The 15,372-nt window shown below is 54.4% G+C and carries 17 protein-coding genes; 11 read left to right on the plus strand and 6 right to left on the minus strand.

Features of this window, described 5'->3' with window-relative positions:
• Nucleotides 1-45 precede the first annotated feature (45 nt).
• Genes queE through B9Z44_RS02225 form a run of 6 tightly spaced genes read left to right on the plus strand, consistent with a single transcriptional unit; the run spans nucleotide 46 to nucleotide 4,178 of the window.
• Nucleotides 46-681 (plus strand): 7-carboxy-7-deazaguanine synthase, encoded by a 636-nt coding sequence (gene queE / locus B9Z44_RS02200; protein ID WP_108360019.1) that lies wholly within the window; start codon nucleotides 46-48, stop codon nucleotides 679-681.
• Nucleotides 678-1,049, plus strand: a complete 372-nt coding sequence (locus B9Z44_RS02205; RefSeq protein WP_108401589.1) for a 6-pyruvoyl trahydropterin synthase family protein — start codon at nucleotides 678-680, stop codon at nucleotides 1,047-1,049. Before queE ends, B9Z44_RS02205 begins: the two co-directional genes overlap by 4 nt.
• Nucleotides 1,050-1,051: 2 nt before the next feature.
• Entirely contained in the window at nucleotides 1,052-1,747 is a 696-nt protein-coding gene (locus tag B9Z44_RS02210) for a haloacid dehalogenase type II (RefSeq protein WP_108360021.1), read from the plus strand.
• A complete protein-coding gene (locus tag B9Z44_RS02215; RefSeq protein ID WP_108360022.1) occupies nucleotides 1,747-2,151 on the plus strand; it encodes an RNA-binding S4 domain-containing protein in 405 nt (134 codons plus the stop codon). Before B9Z44_RS02210 ends, B9Z44_RS02215 begins: the two co-directional genes overlap by 1 nt.
• A 33-nt stretch (nucleotides 2,152-2,184) precedes the next feature.
• The gene (locus B9Z44_RS02220; protein WP_108360023.1) at nucleotides 2,185-2,895 is read left to right on the plus strand and encodes a YebC/PmpR family DNA-binding transcriptional regulator; all 711 of its coding nucleotides are present in this window, start codon (nucleotides 2,185-2,187) and stop codon (nucleotides 2,893-2,895) included.
• Nucleotides 2,896-2,903: 8 nt separating this feature from the next.
• Nucleotides 2,904-4,178, plus strand: coding sequence for an Hsp70 family protein (locus B9Z44_RS02225; RefSeq protein ID WP_108401590.1), 1,275 nt, complete (start codon nucleotides 2,904-2,906; stop codon nucleotides 4,176-4,178).
• Nucleotides 4,179-4,241: 63 nt separating this feature from the next.
• On the opposite strand, the gene B9Z44_RS02230 is transcribed toward B9Z44_RS02225, so the two are convergent.
• The 4 genes from B9Z44_RS02230 to pobA all read right to left on the minus strand — a co-directional run bounded on the left by B9Z44_RS02230 (nucleotide 4,242) and on the right by pobA (nucleotide 8,495).
• Nucleotides 4,242-5,276, minus strand: coding sequence for a TRAP transporter substrate-binding protein (locus tag B9Z44_RS02230; protein ID WP_108360025.1), 1,035 nt, complete (start codon nucleotides 5,274-5,276; stop codon nucleotides 4,242-4,244).
• 19 nt (nucleotides 5,277-5,295) lie between these two features.
• The gene (locus tag B9Z44_RS02235) at nucleotides 5,296-6,618 is read right to left on the minus strand and encodes a TRAP transporter large permease (RefSeq protein WP_108360026.1); all 1,323 of its coding nucleotides are present in this window, start codon (nucleotides 6,616-6,618) and stop codon (nucleotides 5,296-5,298) included.
• A complete protein-coding gene (locus B9Z44_RS02240; RefSeq protein WP_108360027.1) occupies nucleotides 6,615-7,130 on the minus strand; it encodes a TRAP transporter small permease in 516 nt (171 codons plus the stop codon). Before B9Z44_RS02240 ends, B9Z44_RS02235 begins: the two co-directional genes overlap by 4 nt.
• A 180-nt stretch (nucleotides 7,131-7,310) precedes the next feature.
• Nucleotides 7,311-8,495: a 4-hydroxybenzoate 3-monooxygenase gene (gene pobA, locus B9Z44_RS02245; RefSeq protein ID WP_108360028.1), complete on the minus strand. Its 1,185-nt coding sequence runs from the start codon at nucleotides 8,493-8,495 to the stop codon at nucleotides 7,311-7,313.
• A 138-nt stretch (nucleotides 8,496-8,633) separates the two neighbouring features.
• On the opposite strand from pobA, the gene B9Z44_RS02250 reads away from it, so the two are divergent.
• Entirely contained in the window at nucleotides 8,634-9,416 is a 783-nt protein-coding gene (locus tag B9Z44_RS02250; RefSeq protein WP_233246948.1) for an IclR family transcriptional regulator domain-containing protein, read from the plus strand.
• Between the two features lie 10 nt (nucleotides 9,417-9,426).
• Here the strand turns inward: B9Z44_RS02250 and B9Z44_RS02255 are convergent, their stop codons facing one another.
• Nucleotides 9,427-9,663, minus strand: coding sequence for a DUF2789 domain-containing protein (locus B9Z44_RS02255; RefSeq protein WP_108360030.1), 237 nt, complete (start codon nucleotides 9,661-9,663; stop codon nucleotides 9,427-9,429).
• A 167-nt stretch (nucleotides 9,664-9,830) separates the two neighbouring features.
• Here B9Z44_RS02255 and B9Z44_RS02260 point away from each other — a divergent pair, with 167 nt between their 5' ends.
• From B9Z44_RS02260 to B9Z44_RS02275, 4 genes are all read left to right on the plus strand, one after another.
• Nucleotides 9,831-10,349, plus strand: coding sequence for a DUF2878 domain-containing protein (locus B9Z44_RS02260; protein WP_170108460.1), 519 nt, complete (start codon nucleotides 9,831-9,833; stop codon nucleotides 10,347-10,349).
• Between the two features lie 43 nt (nucleotides 10,350-10,392).
• Nucleotides 10,393-10,995: a histidine phosphatase family protein gene (locus B9Z44_RS02265; RefSeq protein ID WP_108401592.1), complete on the plus strand. Its 603-nt coding sequence runs from the start codon at nucleotides 10,393-10,395 to the stop codon at nucleotides 10,993-10,995.
• Nucleotides 10,996-11,068: 73 nt separating this feature from the next.
• Nucleotides 11,069-11,947, plus strand: a complete 879-nt coding sequence (locus B9Z44_RS02270; RefSeq protein WP_108401593.1) for a pirin family protein — start codon at nucleotides 11,069-11,071, stop codon at nucleotides 11,945-11,947.
• Nucleotides 11,948-12,109: 162 nt separating this feature from the next.
• Entirely contained in the window at nucleotides 12,110-14,344 is a 2,235-nt protein-coding gene (locus B9Z44_RS02275) for an OsmC domain/YcaO domain-containing protein (RefSeq protein ID WP_108401594.1), read from the plus strand.
• On the opposite strand, the gene B9Z44_RS02280 is transcribed toward B9Z44_RS02275, so the two are convergent.
• A complete protein-coding gene (locus B9Z44_RS02280; RefSeq protein WP_108401595.1) occupies nucleotides 14,304-15,371 on the minus strand; it encodes a type VI secretion system protein TssA in 1,068 nt (355 codons plus the stop codon). The two genes, B9Z44_RS02275 and B9Z44_RS02280, sit on opposite strands and share 41 nt — an antisense overlap.
• Between the last annotated feature and the right edge of the window lies 1 nt (nucleotide 15,372).

Genomic DNA, 15,372 nt, shown 5'->3' on the forward strand with positions numbered 1-15,372 from the left:
ATCGCCGTTTTAGGGGGACACGTCACTTGCTGCGAAAATAGCGGCATGACGTACAGCGTGAAAGAAATGTTCTACACCTTGCAAGGTGAAGGCGCCAATGCCGGGCAACCTGCCGTGTTTTGCCGTTTTGCCGGCTGCAACCTGTGGAGTGGCAGGGAAGTTGACCGCAGCTCGGCCATTTGCCAGTTCTGCGATACCGACTTTGTGGGCACCGATGGCACACACGGCGGCAAGTTTGACAGCGCCCAAGCCTTGGCCGCCGCCATTGCCAGCTTTTGGCCAGCCACTGACACGGCGCACCGCTTTGTGGTGCTGACGGGTGGCGAGCCCTTGCTGCAAGTGGACGAGGCCTTGGTCGATGCCCTGCACGCCCTTCACTTCACCATTGCGGTGGAAACCAACGGCACGGTGCAACCGCCCAAAGGCATTGACTGGCTGTGCATGAGCCCCAAGGCTGGTAGCCAGCGTGTGGTGGAAGCAGGCCAAGAACTCAAGCTGGTGTTTCCACAAGTGGGTGCCGAGCCCGCGCTGTATGAATCTTTGAATTTTGAAAATTTTTATTTACAGCCCATGGATGGGCCCAACGCAGCAGCCAACACCGCTGCGGCCGTGGCCTATTGCCAAGCGCACCCGCGCTGGCGTTTGAGCGTGCAAACCCATAAGTTGATTGGCATCCGATGAAATATGAACTTAGCCAGCGCTTCTATTTTGAAGCTGCCCATACCTTGCGCCGCAAAATTGATTCGGAAGGCAGCCTGCGCATCCACGGCCACACCTACCACGCCGAAGTGACCATTGCAGGCAAGCCTGACCCTGAGTCCGGCATGATGATGGACCTCGCATTTCTGCGCCAAGAAGTCGAGAAAGTGCGCGAAAAGCTCGACCACCATTTCCTTGACGAAGTACCAGGCATTGGCCCCGCCACGCTCGAGAACCTGTGCGCCTTCATCTACAACGACCTCAAAGCGACGTTGCCCAACATCCACTGCATCAAGATTGAGCGCCCCGCCAGCGGCGACACCTGCTGCTTGCTGCCCAACGAGGACTGAACATGTCTATCCAAGCGGTGGTATTCGATGCCTATGGCACGCTGTTCGATGTGTATTCGATTGGCGCTTTGGCCGAGCAGCTGTACCCCGGCCAAGGTGCGGCCATCTCGGTGCTGTGGCGCGACAAGCAGATTGACTACACGCGGCTCATCACGATGTCTGACCCGCACCGCGCGGAAGGCAGCCGCTACTACCAATCGTTTTGGAACATCACGCGCAGCGCCTTGCTCTACACACTCGAACGCTTCAAGCTCGATGCCAAGCCGGAACATGTGGACGCGTTGATGGGCCAATACGCCAAGCTCACGCCTTTTGCTGAGAACTTGGGTGTGTTGCAAAGCCTGAAAGAGCGTGGCATCACCACGGCTATTTTGTCGAACGGCAGCCCTGAGATGCTCAGCACGGCGGTATCGAGTGCAGGCATGACAGATTTGATTGACCACGTCATCTCGGTGGACCCCATTCGCCTGTTCAAAACTTCGCCCGAGGCCTACGGCTTGGTACATCAAACCATTCCCGCTGAGAAGCAAGATATTTTGTTTGTGTCCAGCAACGGCTGGGACGCCTTGGGTGCCACTTGGTTTGGCTTCACCACGCTGTGGGTGAACCGCCAACAGCTGCCCTTTGAAGCCATCGGCCCCCACCCCAGCTACACCGGCCACGACCTGACGCGCGTGCTGGACGTGTTCAACCACTGATGGACAGCCTGCGCATCGACAAGTGGCTGTGGGCCGCACGCTTCTACAAAACACGCAGCCTCGCGTGTGATGAAGTGACCAAACACCGCGTGCAAATCAATGGCCAAGACGTCAAGCCTGCTCGCGAAGTGAAAGTGGGAGACACCCTCACCGTGCGCCAAGGCAACATCACCAAAACTGTTCAAGTCAAAGGCATCAGCGCTGCACGTGGCTCTGCGCCCGTGGCGCAACTGTTGTACGAAGAAACAGCTGAGAGCATGGCTTTGCGCGCAAAGCTTGCTGAACAAAACCGCATGGCGGCAGAGCCTGCACACAGCATTGAGCACGGCCGCCCCACCAAGCGCGACCGTCGCCAAATCGAACACGCATGGAACGAGCGCTGGAGCGCGAGTACCGACACCTAAACACATCAATACACAACATAAAGGAACACACACATGGGCGCTCAATGGAAAGCCAAAGGCAAAGACTTAGCCGCCAACGCCAAGGGCCGCGTTTTTAGCAAACTGGCCAAGGACATCATGGTCGCGGCACGCAACGGTGCAGACCCCGCAGCCAACGCACGCCTGCGCATGGTGATGGAGCAGGCCCGCAAAGTGTCTATGCCAAAAGACACGCTGGATCGCGCGATCAAAAAAGGGGCTGGCTTGACAGGTGAATCTGTGCAGTTTGAACGCGTGATTTACGAAGGCTACGCGCCACACCAAGTGGCGGTGATGGTCGAGTGTTTGACCGACAACGTCAACCGCACCGCGCCCGAAATGCGTGTGTTGTTTCGCAAAGGCCAGCTCGGCACATCAGGCTCAGTGTCATGGGACTTTGACCACATTGGTCTGATTGAAGCTGAACCCACCGCCCCCGATGCCGATGCCGAAATGGCCGCCATCGAAGCCGGTGCGCAAGACTTTGAAGCGGGCGACGAAGGCACCTCGGTGTTCATCACCGACCCCGCTGACCTCGACCTCGTGAGCCGCGCCCTGCCCGCGCACGGCTTCAATGTGTTGTCAGCCAAGCTGGGCTACAAACCCAAAAACCCCGTTGACCCAGCGAACCTGAGCGCCGCAGCTTTAGAAGAAGTCGAAGCCTTCCTTTCTGCCATCGACGACAACGACGATGTCCAAAACGTCTACGTGGGGCTGCTGGGTTAACTTCATACATGACAGTGATCACGCAAGCGCAGCAAGGCAAGCTCGGCACTTTAGGCATTGACTTCGGCACATCCAACTCGGCCATCGCTTGGGCTGAGCCACAAGGAAAAGCCCAACCCATCCCCTTGGAGGGAGATGCGCTGGCCATGCCGACGGCCGTGTTTTACAACGCCGAAGAAAACAGCACCCACTTTGGCCGCGAAGCCATCACGCACTACCTAGAAGGCACCGAGGGACGCTTGATGCGCTCGCTCAAAAGCCTGCTGGGCAGCCCGCTGCTGATGGAGACCACGCTCATCAACAACCAGCTGGTGAGCTTCCAAGACATCATCACCACGTATCTGGCCACTTTGCGTGAACGTGCCACCCGTCACTTAGGCGTGGCCCCCACACGCGTGGTGATGGGCCGCCCCGTGCATTTTGTGGATGACGATGCGACACGTGATGCACAAGCCGAAGCCTCACTACGCCACGCGGCTGAAAGCGTTGGCTTTACCGACGTCTCGTTTCAACTCGAACCCATCGCTGCTGCGTTGGATTACGAACAACGCCTCACACGCGAAACCACCGTGCTGGTGGCTGACATTGGGGGTGGCACGTCTGACTTCACCGTGGTGCGCCTAGGGCCTGAGCGCATGCACCAAGCCAACCGTGCTGACGATGTGTTGGCAACGACGGGCATTCACATTGGCGGCACAGACTTTGACCAAAAACTCAGCCTCGGCCAACTCATGCCCTTGCTGGGCTACGGCCACATGGGCCCGCAAAACCGAGAAGTGCCCAACCGCGTGTTTTTTGATTTGTCCACCTGGCACTTGATCAACTGGCAATACCAACCCAAGGCCATGGCGCAAGCCAAAGCCTTGCAAGTCAATTACAGCGATGTGCGCTTGCATGACCGACTGATGCGCGTGCTGACCGAGCGCTACGGTCACCACATGGCCCACGATGTGGAGCAAGCCAAAATTCGTTGCTCACAAACCGACCACGACACACGCATTGACTTGTCATATGTCGAAACAGGCTTGGCCTCCGCCCTGCGCACATCCGACCTACACGCACACTTGGCGCAGCTGCTGGCCAACACGGTCGCGTGCGCACGTGCGTGCGTGCAACGCGCAGGACTCACACACGGAAAACCTGATGCCATTTACCTCACGGGGGGCTCATCGGCGCTGCGTACATTTCAACAAGCGCTGCAAACTGAGTTTGCGGGCGTGCCATTGGTAGAAGGCGATTTGTTTGGCGGCGTGGCTTCGGGCTTGGTGTACAGCCGTCACTGAACACCAACCGAACAGACGAAAAAAGGGCCGCAATTGCGGCCCTTTTTTCATGCGAGAAACGCTTTACTTGCCTGCAGCGTGCTTGGCAATCAATGCCTTCGCACCTTCGAGCATTTGTTTGCCGTTTTGGCCTTTGGCGTTCATGTCAGCCACCCAAGCATCGGCGAGGGGTTGACCCAACTTTTTCCAATTTTCCAATTCAGCTTTTGGAATCACGTTGGTGGTGTTCTTGGTGGTGAGCTTCTTGCCTTCGATGTCAGCTTGCAAGAACGCTTTGCCAGCAATGCCCGACAACGATTGGCCGCTGTTGCGGTCAATCACTTTTTTCAGCTCAGGCGACAAAGAGTCGTACTTGGCTTGGTTCATCGCAAAGATGAACGTTGACGTGTAGAACGCAGGTTCAGCAGGGTCAGTTTCCGAGTGGAATTTCACCAGCTCTTGAATCTTCATGGCAGGCATCACTTCGTAAGGCAGCGCCGCACCATCAATGACGCCTTTGGAGAGTGCGTCACCCACTTGAGGAACTGGCATAGGCACAGGAGTAGCACCCAACAAGCCAAGGAACTTGGTCGTCATGCGTGTGGGAGCGCGCAGTTTCATGCCTTTCAAGTCAGCCGCTGTGCGGATGGGCTTGTTGGTCATGTGAAACACGCCATCAGCGTGGACGTGGAAAGCCAGAGGCTTGACGTCTTTGAATTCAGGTTTGGCGTATTGGTCCACATAGTCCCAGAGTGCTTTACTAGTGGCTTCTGGGCTTTGCATCATGAAGGGCAATTCAAACACTTCGATGGATGGGAAGCGACCAGCGGTGTAGCCAGGCAAGGTCCAAATCACGTCGGCCACGCCATCACGTGCTTGTTCAAACAACTGAGGGGGCGAACCACCGAGTTGCATGGATGGATAAATTTGGCACTTCATCTTGTTGTTCGACTCTTTGGCGATCTTGTCGCACCAAGGTTGAATGAACAAGGTTTGTGCAAATGACGAAGCAGGCAAGAAATGATGCACTTTGAGTGTCACATCTTGGGCCATGGCAGCGGGGCTGAGCGCGACGGCGGTCAACGCAGCAGCGGCTACTTTAAGAAAACGAGTTTTCATTTTTGTCTCCAGTTAAAAATTAAGTCAGCGCGTGCACCAGCCACAACGAGATGGCAGGGAACGCAATCAGTAACGCCAAACGAATGCCGTCTGTGATGAGGAACGGTACAACACCTTTGTAGGTCTCGACCATGGGCACATCTTTGGCCAAGCCATTCATGATGTACACGTTCAAACCCACAGGCGGGAAGATCATGCCGATCTCACACACGGTGAGGATCAGGATACCAAACCACAAGGCCTTGTCAGAAGGATTCAAACCAAAGAAGTCCATGCCCAAAATCACGGGGAACAAGGTCGGCACGGTCAACAAGATCATGGACATCTCATCCATCACACAGCCGAGGATGATGTAGAAAATCATGATGCCAGCCATCACCACCAACGGTGAGATCTGCAAGTGACCCACCATGTCGGCCAACTGCGCGGGCAGCTGGGACAAGGCCAAGGAGGCGTTGATCATGTCTGCACCGATGAAGATCAAGAAGATCATGCCGCTGGTCTGCGCAGTGGTGCGAATGGAGGCCACCAGTTTGTCAAACGTCATCTCACGGCGCAGCAAGGTGATGGCAAATGTCAGCACGTTACCAATGGCCGCACCCTCGGTCGCCGTGAACACACCGCCGTAGATGCCGCCGAACACCACCAAGAAGATGGCAGCAATGGGCCACACGTTCAGGGCTGTGGTCATCAGCTCACTGGCTGTGGCTGCTTTGGCTTGAGGCGCTTGGTCGGGGTGAATGCGAACGATCACCGCAATGGCGATCAGGTAGCCCACAGCCGCCAGCAACGCTGGGATGTAAGCAGCCAAGAACATCTTGGTGATGTTCTGTTCAGTCAAGATGGCATAGACCATCAACGTGACAGACGGTGGCAACAACACACCCATCGTGCCGCCCGTGGCCAACGCAGCAGTCGCGAGTCGACCCGAGTAGTTGATGCGGCGCATCTCAGGGTACGCCACTTGCGCAATCGTGGCGGTAGTGGCCACAGTCGAACCCGAGATCGAACCAAACGCGGCACATGCCAAAACCCCGGCCATGGCCATACCGCCTTTGAAACGACCCAGCAAAGCGTTGGCAAAGTCAAACAAGGCTTTGGACAAGCCGCCGTGCACGGCGAACGCGCCCATCAGCATGAACAAAGGAATGACCGACAAGTCGTAAATCGACACACGGCTGTAAACAGCGCCCTTGAGGTGCGACATCAAAGGCAACCAGCCGGACAAGGCCATGTAGCCCAACGCGCCTGGCACAAACATAGAAATCGCAATCGGCACGCGAACGGCCATCAGCACCAACATGGCGCCAAACATGGCTAAACCAATACTCATCGTGCTCATACTTCTTCCTTCGCAATCAGACCCAGGTGTTGCAGGGTTTGAACAAACCCAATCACCGAGCACAGCACCAAGCCTGGCACCATCAACATATAGGGAATCCACAGTGGCAACGCCATCAGCATGGACGTTTCTTGGGAGGCGCGGATATCCACACCACCCACGGCCACGCGCCAAGCAACCAAGGCCATGACCAAGGTGTAGAGCAAGGTGCCAAACGCATCGAGTTTGGTTTGGGTGTTCTCAGACACGTTGGAGGTGAAAAAATCCACAATGATGTTGGCGTTGCGAAATTGTGTGTAGGGCAAGAACGACGCCACCACCACCGCACAACCCAACTGAACCAACTCCACGTCACCCAAGATGGGATGCGAGAAGAAGGCGCGACCAATCACGCTGACGACCGTCACACAGGCAATGGCGACCAGCACAACACCACCAATGGTGGCGCTGGCATCGCACAAGCGCTGCAAGACACGATCGACGCCATGGGTTGGCGTCTTGTTTTCATTCATAAATGCTCCTCTGTTGGATCTTCTGATTTTGCTTGCTAATTTTCTCGACGGATTCAGACTTCCAGCATCACAAACAGAATCTAGCAGATATGCAATTCTGTTATGACTTACGACGAGAAATAACTAGAAATAGAAAAAGGCGACGACAACAAAAGTTGTCATCGCCTAGCTCAAGGGGCTTTATTCGCCAAAATTCAGCGGCAAACCCACATAGTTTTCAGCCACCGTGCGCGAACCTGCCTCACTGTGGATCAGGTAGTCCAACTCAGCTTCTTGAAACTTCTGACCAATCTCACCTTGATCAGGAAAGCGGTGCATCAAGCTGGTGAACCACCACGAGAAGCGCTCGGCGCGCCAAATGCGCGCCAGACAGCGCGTGGAGTAATGGTCGATGCCTGCGTGTGATTTTTCGACACACGCCTCAATGAGCGCATCTGACAAATACTTCACATCGGTAGCGGCCAAGTTCAAACCCTTGGCGCCTGTAGGTGGCACGATGTGGGCCGCATCACCAGCCAAAAACAAAGTGCCAAAGCGCATAGGTTCAGTCACAAAGCTACGCAGCGGTGCAATGCTCTTCTCAATGCTAGTGCCAGTCACCAAGTTCTCACGCGCTTCTGGGTCTAAGCGGTTGCGCAACTCACCCCAAAATGCGTCGTCACTCCACTGCTCTACCTTGTCGGTCAGTGGCACTTGCAAGTAATAGCGGCTGCGTGTGAGGCTGCGCTGTGAGCACAAGGCAAAGCCACGGGGGCTGTTGGCATAAATCAGCTCTTCGTGCACAGGCGGTGTGTCTGACAACACGCCCAACCAGCCGAAGGGATAGACCTTCTCAAACTCTTGAATGGATTTGCGCGGCACGCTGGCACGGCACACGCCGTGGAAGCCATCGCAGCCGGCAATGAAGTCGCAGCTGATGGTCTGGGTTTTACCGTTCTTGCTGTAGCTCACGCTGGGGTGGTCGCTGTCGAAGTCGTGAATCTGCACATCGTCCGCTTCGTAGATGGTGGTCAAGCCTGCCGCTTGACGCGCATCCATCAAATCGCGGGTCACTTCGGTTTGGCCATAAACCATCACTTTTTGCCCACCCGTGAGGCCCGACAAGTCAATGCGGTGGCGCTCGCCTTTGAACAACAAATCAAAGCCAGTATGCACCAAGCCTTCTTTGTTCATGCGTTGGTCCACGCCGGCTTGCGCCAACACGTCCAAGGTCACTTGCTCCAGCACACCGGCACGGATACGGCCCAACACATAGTCTGGGCTTTGGCGCTCCAGAATCACGGCATCCACGCCCGCCTTGTGCAGGAGCTGGCCCAACAACAAGCCCGATGGGCCTGCACCAACAATCACCACTTGTGTACGCATGTCTCAAATCCTTGTGAGTTTAGAAGTGCCGTGAGATTAAAGGCCCGTTTGATCTAGCGCAAATCCCAAAACGGAATCCTGCGCGATGAATAGAATAGATGCACGATGATCGCGCAACCTACATCTACCCCAAACACCATGAACAAAGCCGACTGGATTGAAGGCATGGCCCGAGGCATGGCCGTTTTGGAAAGCTTCGACACAGAACGTCAACGCCTCAACGCCACCTTGACCGCGCAGCGCACGGGTCTCACACGTGCCGCTGCACGCCGGCATTTGCTCACACTGACGCACCTGGGGTACTTAGAAACCGATGGTCAGTATTACTGGCTATCAGCCAAGGTGCTGGGTTTTGCAGGTAGCTATCTGTCAGGCGCACGCTTACCGCGGACGGTGCAGCCCACCTTGCATCAGTTGAGCTTGGCCACACAGCTCTCTTGCTCGGTCGCAGTGCTGCAAAACGATGCCGTGATCATCGTGGCACGGGGGATCTGGCAAGGGCCGGACTTGCCCACCAAAGCCAGCCACAACGTCTTGGCCTACGGCCTACACGTTGGCACACGACTCCCCGCACACGCCACCTCCACCGGACAGGTACTGTTGGCTAACCTGGCACCGGCACAACTGCAAACGTGGATGAAAGCCAACCCCTTGAGCCGATTGACGGCCAACACGGCCACCCAGCCGAAAGACTTGGTGAAAAAACTGAAACAAATTGCCAAGCAAGACTATTGCGCCGCAGACCAAGAGCATGAACTAGGCGTCGAAGCCTTGGCTGTACCTCTGCGCAACGAACGCGGCGACACCATCGCCGCCTTGAACTTGGTGCGCAGCCACACCACCTCGCATGCGCCAGATTTGGTGACACGCTGGCTGCCCTTGCTGCAACAAACAGCGCAAGCACTCAGGCCTTTGATTTGAACTTGCTCGTTTAGGGTGCGCGCAGAGCCTCATTCAGCTGATCCACCAGCTCAGCCCAATCCGCGTTGTCAGCCAATGCTTCCCGCAGGAAAGAGGCCTGCGCATGAGACCAAAAAGGCGCATCCGGCAGACTGATGTGTCCAGGCAGCGGCGCTTTTTCTATCAAAAAACTGGCAATGCTTTTCGCATCATTGGCCAAGCCCAGTTGCGCAAAGAGTTCACTGAAACGGTGAATGGCGTTGTCCATAAAGTCACCTTGTCGTATGAAGAATGAAGGAGTCCTTTGTACAGCAACTCAGGTTTCACTGCCAGGGGTTAGCGCACGTACCACGCAACGGCAATCGCTCACGGAGCGATGCGAACCCTTATTTCAAACGCGACAGAAGAACTCGCGAAGTCTTTCTAGAATTTGGCATGCATCGTCTATATCTAATAAATGCCCTCGGTTTTCAAGTCGCTTGGTGGGCGTGTGTCGCAAGTGTTGGTCAAGGAATGGAAATAGCTGCGCTTGTCTTTTGCATGGCACTCGCATGTGCCCACCTCTTCTACGTTGAACACCCTTGGCAAGAAGTGAAGCTCGCCAGTGGCGTGCTTGTGATGGGCATCGCCATAGACACGCTGTTGCAATATTTTTCAGTGATCCATTTTTACGGCTGGTCACTCGGGGCTCTCAGCCCGTTTTGGCTATGGGCACTTTGGGTGATGTTTGCCATGACTTTGAACGTCTCCCTGGCTTTCTTGAAAGTAAGGGCATTGCTTGTTTCTGCGCTCGTTGGATTAATTTTTGGTCCACTCTCTTATTACGCAGGCACAAAGTTGGGCGCTGCGTCATTCGAAATTTCGATCATCCATGTATCTGTGCTGGCATTCACATGGATGCTCGCCTTGCCTGCGATGGTCCTGATGGCCCAAAAAATAGCCAATACCAAATGAGGTTTCCATTGGGAAATGTCACACGGTCATTGACGTACAGGTCATGAATAACACCCACATAGGAAACGGTATGCGCTGGAAAAAAATCATCGTCAGTGGCATGTGTTTACTGGCATCTCTGTGCTCGCACGCCAGCGACTTGTCAGAAAAACTGCAATCATCTGATTACGTCCTGTTGATGCGACACACCAGAGCCCCTGGTATTGGAGACCCTAGCAATTACACACTAGACGACTGCAAAACTCAGCGCAATCTCAGTGCCGAAGGCCGCCAACACGCTGCGGCCATTGGCGACTGGTTAAGAAGACAAGGCATCAAAGCGGCCGAGGTGCATTCAAGTGCTTGGTGCCGCTGCAAAGACACCGCTGAACTTTTGAAATTTGACAGCTTCAAAGTGGAAGCGTCATTGGCCTCGTTCTTTGATGACATGCGCAAAGCCAAGGACACAACGCAAGCGCTTGAGCGCTTCATCTCTGAAAAAGTCAAAACAAAAGGGGCCAAGGCACTCATATTGGTGACTCACCATGTGAATATTTATGAGTTCATGGGTGAGAACATCGCCTCTGGTGATTTGGTGTTGGCCAAGGTCAATGCGAGCGGAAAGATGGTTTCTTATAAGCTCATCCCAAGACCCACCGACGGATGAGTAGCAGACTGTGATGAATAAACTATGACCAAGCAGCCGCACAGGCTCATCCAATTTTCAAAGGCCGTCCACCATGTCAAACAGCACCCCCACACACGCAGTGACCGTCTCTCGTACCGTCGAACGTTTGGTCACAGGCCAGGCCACCTCAGACGGCGCAGGCGTCAAGCTCAACCGTGTGCTCACGCAAGACTTACAGCACCGACTTGACCCTTTTCTGATGCTCGATGCATTTGGCAGCGACAAGCCCGATGACTACATCGCCGGCTTCCCTGACCACCCTCACCGAGGCTTTGAAACCGTCACCTACATGATTGCCGGGCGCATGTTGCACCGTGACAGCGCCGGCCACGAAGGCTTGCTGCAGAACGGCGGCGTGCAATGGATGACTGCTGGCAAAGGTGTGATTCACTCCGAGATTCCACAACAGGAAGAAGGCGTGATGGAGGGCTTTCAGCTCTGGTTGAACCTGCACAGCACCGAAAAGATGAACGCGCCTTGGTACCGCGATTTTCAAAACGATCAGCTGCCCAAGCTGCAAACGCCAGCCGGCGTGGAAGTGACGGTCATTGCCGGGGCCAGCCACGGCGTGCAGGGTGCCGTGACCCGTGAGATCACCCAGCCGCTGTACCTGGATGTGCACATGCCCCAAGGCGCACGCTTTGAGCAAACGCTGCCAGCCGATCACAACGCATTTTTGTATGTGTACCGTGGCGAAGTCACCATTGGCGGCCAAACCGTCCCCGTGCAACGCATGGCCATTTTGGCGAATACAACACAGGCCGATAGCGTGGTCATCGAAGCCAGTGCCGATGCCAAGCTGATTCTGATCTCCGGCAAACCCCTCAAAGAGCCCATCGTTCAATACGGTCCGTTTGTGATGAATTCAAAAGATGAGATTTACCAAGCCTTGAGCGACTTCCGCGATGGGCGTTTGGGCGAAAAAGCCTGAGCATAGGCAGCGCTTATCTGAACCTCCAGTGGGGTGATTGGGTTGCATGCAGTTCTTGCTCAACCCATCGCTGTTTGGGTCCGGCTTTATATACTGGGTACCTGCGTGGTGGCGAATGATGACTGCCACATCATTTTGAGTACTATTTTTCAAATACCCCCCATGGAAATCAAGGTCAACTTTCTCGACAAGCTTCGCCTAGAAGCCAAGTTCGATGACTTCACAGTGGTCGCCGACCAACCCATTCGCTACAAAGGCGATGGTTCGGCACCTGGCCCCTTCGATTATTTTTTAGCCTCATCGGCTTTGTGTGCGGCCTATTTTGTGAAGCTGTATTGCGTCACACGCAATATCTCGACCGAAAACATTCGTCTCTCGCAAAACAACATCGTCGACCCCGAGAACCGTTACCAACAGATTTTCAAGATTCAAGTTGAGCTGCCGCCAGACATCCAAGAGGTGGACCGCCGCGGTATTTTGAATTCGATTGATCGCTGCACGGTCAAAAAAGTGGTGCAAGCAGGGCCTGAATTTGTCATTGAAGAAGTCGAGAACTTGGATGCAGATGCACAGTCGTTGCTGACGCTGAAACACACATCTGACACCAGCACCTACATCGCGGGGAAAGACCTGCCTCTTGAGCAAACCATCTCCAACATGTCAGGCCTCTTGGCGGACTTGGGCATCAAGATTGAAATTGCATCGTGGCGCAACATCATTCCAAATGTGTGGTCACTCCATGTCCGCGATGCGCACTCGCCGATGTGCTTTACCAACGGCAAGGGCTCAACCAAAGAAAGCGCATTGGCGTCCGCACTGGGCGAATACATCGAGCGGCTCAACAACAACCATTTCTATGCGGGTGCCTTTTGGGGCGAGGACATTGCCAATTCAGAATTTGTGCATTACCCGAATGAGCGTTGGTTCAAGCCAAACAAGAAGGATGCGCTGCCCAAAGAAATTCTGGATACGTACTGCCTCAACATCTACAACCCCGATGGCGAGCTGCGTGGCTCGCACCTGATCGACACCAACTCTGGCAACACGCAACGTGGCATCTGCGCCCTGCCCTACGTGCGCCAGTCAGATGGCGAGGTGGTGTACTTCCCATCCAACCTGATCGAAAACTTGTTCGTCAGCAACGGCATGAGCGCGGGCAACACGCTGGCCGAAGCGCAGGTGCAATGCTTGTCCGAAATTTTCGAACGCGCCGTCAAGCGTGAAATCTTGGAAGGTGAAATTTGCTTGCCCGACGTGCCGGCAAACGTGTTGGCCAAATACCCCAGCATCTTGGCTGGCATTCAAGGTCTGGAAGAACAGGGCTTCCCGGTATTGGTCAAAGACGCTTCACTGGGCGGCACCTACCCCGTGATGTGCGTCACCTTGATGAATCCACGCACAGGCGGGGTGTTTGCGTCGTTCGGCGCACACCCCAGCTTTGAAGTGGCACTGGAGCGCAGTCTCACCGAGCTGCTACAAGGGCGCAGTTTTGAAGGTCTGAACGATTTGCCACCGCCCACATTTGAGAGCAATGCGGTCACCGAGCCCAACAATTTTGTGGAGCACTTCATTGATTCGAGTGGCATCGTGTCGTGGCGCTTTTTCAGTGCCAAAGCGGATTTCGAATTTGTAGAGTGGGATTTTTCTGGCCAAGGTCAAAACTCCAATGCAGAAGAAGCCTCGACCTTGTTTGGCATTCTCGAAGACATGGGCAAAGAGGTCTACACCGCAGTGCATGACCAGTTGGGCACCATCGCCTGCCGAATTTTGGTGCCGGGTTATTCAGAGGTGTATCCGGTTGAAGACTTGATCTGGGACAACACCAACAAAGCCTTGTTGTTCCGCGCTGATATTTTGAACTTACACCGCTTGGACGATGCCAACTTGTCTGCGCTGCTGGATCGACTAGAGAACAACGAGCTGGACGAGTACTCTGACATTGCCACGTTGATCGGCATCGAGTTTGATGAGAACACGGATTGGGGCCAGCTGACCGTGCTTGAGTTGAAGCTGCTGATTCATCTCGCCTTGAAGCAATTTGAAGAAGCCCAAGAACTTGTAGGCGCCTTCCTGCAATACAACGACAACACGGTGGAACGCAAACTGTTTTACCAAGCTCTGAACGTGGTGTTGGAAGTGCAGCTTGATCCAGACCTAGAACAGGAAGCCTATGCAGCCAATTTCCGCCGGATGTTTGGCAACACCCGGATGGACGCCGTCATGGGATCTGTGGATGGCACCGTGCGTTTCTTCGGTTTAACGCCAACCAGCATGAAACTAGAAGGGCTTGACAGGCACCACCGCTTGATCAACAGCTACAAGAAATTACATCTGGCGCGCGCCAAATTCAAGGCTTTTAATCTTGATCCCAAGCCTGCAAAAGATCTGACGGAATGATGTGAGCCACTTCAGAAAACCGTTTGCCCCACATGCGTTCAGCTTGTTTGAGCAAAACAGCAACAGGACTGCTGGGTTCGTTACGTTCAATCCATTCACGCACCTGGATTAAAGAGCGTCGAATTTGTTCACGTTGGTCTGCGTTACTCAAAGCTGGCAATGCATGACTGACAGGGCTTGATTCCAGAATGAGCGCTGTATGGGGCTGATTTTGTTGTGGCGTGAGATACACAGGGCTGGGTGTGGGCTCAACCTGTGTATGTCTCTGACTCTGAGGCAACAAGACACGCAATAGCTTCAAAATTGGCTGAAGATTCGGAGCGTCTTCTTTCAAATGGCGCTGCGCCCATGCGTTGATTTGTGCAATACTTTGAGTACAACCGACTAGGGCCAACAATGTTGTGTCTTTGCTCTGATACAAATCTTCAATCTGACGGTGAACCATATCTGTGTCAAGTGCATAAGCAGGCGTTGGTAATGCAAATGCGCGCTCCACATCACGTACGGTAAGGCGCAACGCGGTGGATGCAGAAATCACCACATCACGAATATCCCCCAGTAGGCCCTCAGGGTCACACAAGGCTTCTATGGCATTGGCTCTCACGGCGGGGTCATGCATGCCTTCAATGTGGGGTTGAGGATGAACATGCTGCTCGAATTTTTCAAGCACTTGCTGCAAGCCCAGTACCCCCTCCAACAAGCCGATAGCCCCCGCCACATGACAACGTGCGCGCATGAACCATATAAACACCGAAATGTCTTTGCTTCGTAAAAGCAATCGGCGACTGTCGCGCTCTATATCTTTCCAATCCAACGTTGGTGGTTGCGCAGAAAAATCTCCATATTGCACATCGGCCTTAGGGGCTAGCCGTGTTTGTAAAACTGCAAACTCAGTGTCGTAATCTAACGATGGACCACATGGCTCTTGTGCATTGATAGGGTCTAACCACTCGGGGGGTATCTGAATGTCCACCATGTTTTTTTCACTGCCCATGATGGTTTGCAAAAGTTGTTTGAATGAGGTCATG

This window comes from Limnohabitans curvus (genome assembly GCF_003063475.1).
GTDB classification, from domain to species: Bacteria; Pseudomonadota; Gammaproteobacteria; order Burkholderiales; family Burkholderiaceae_C; genus Limnohabitans; species Limnohabitans curvus.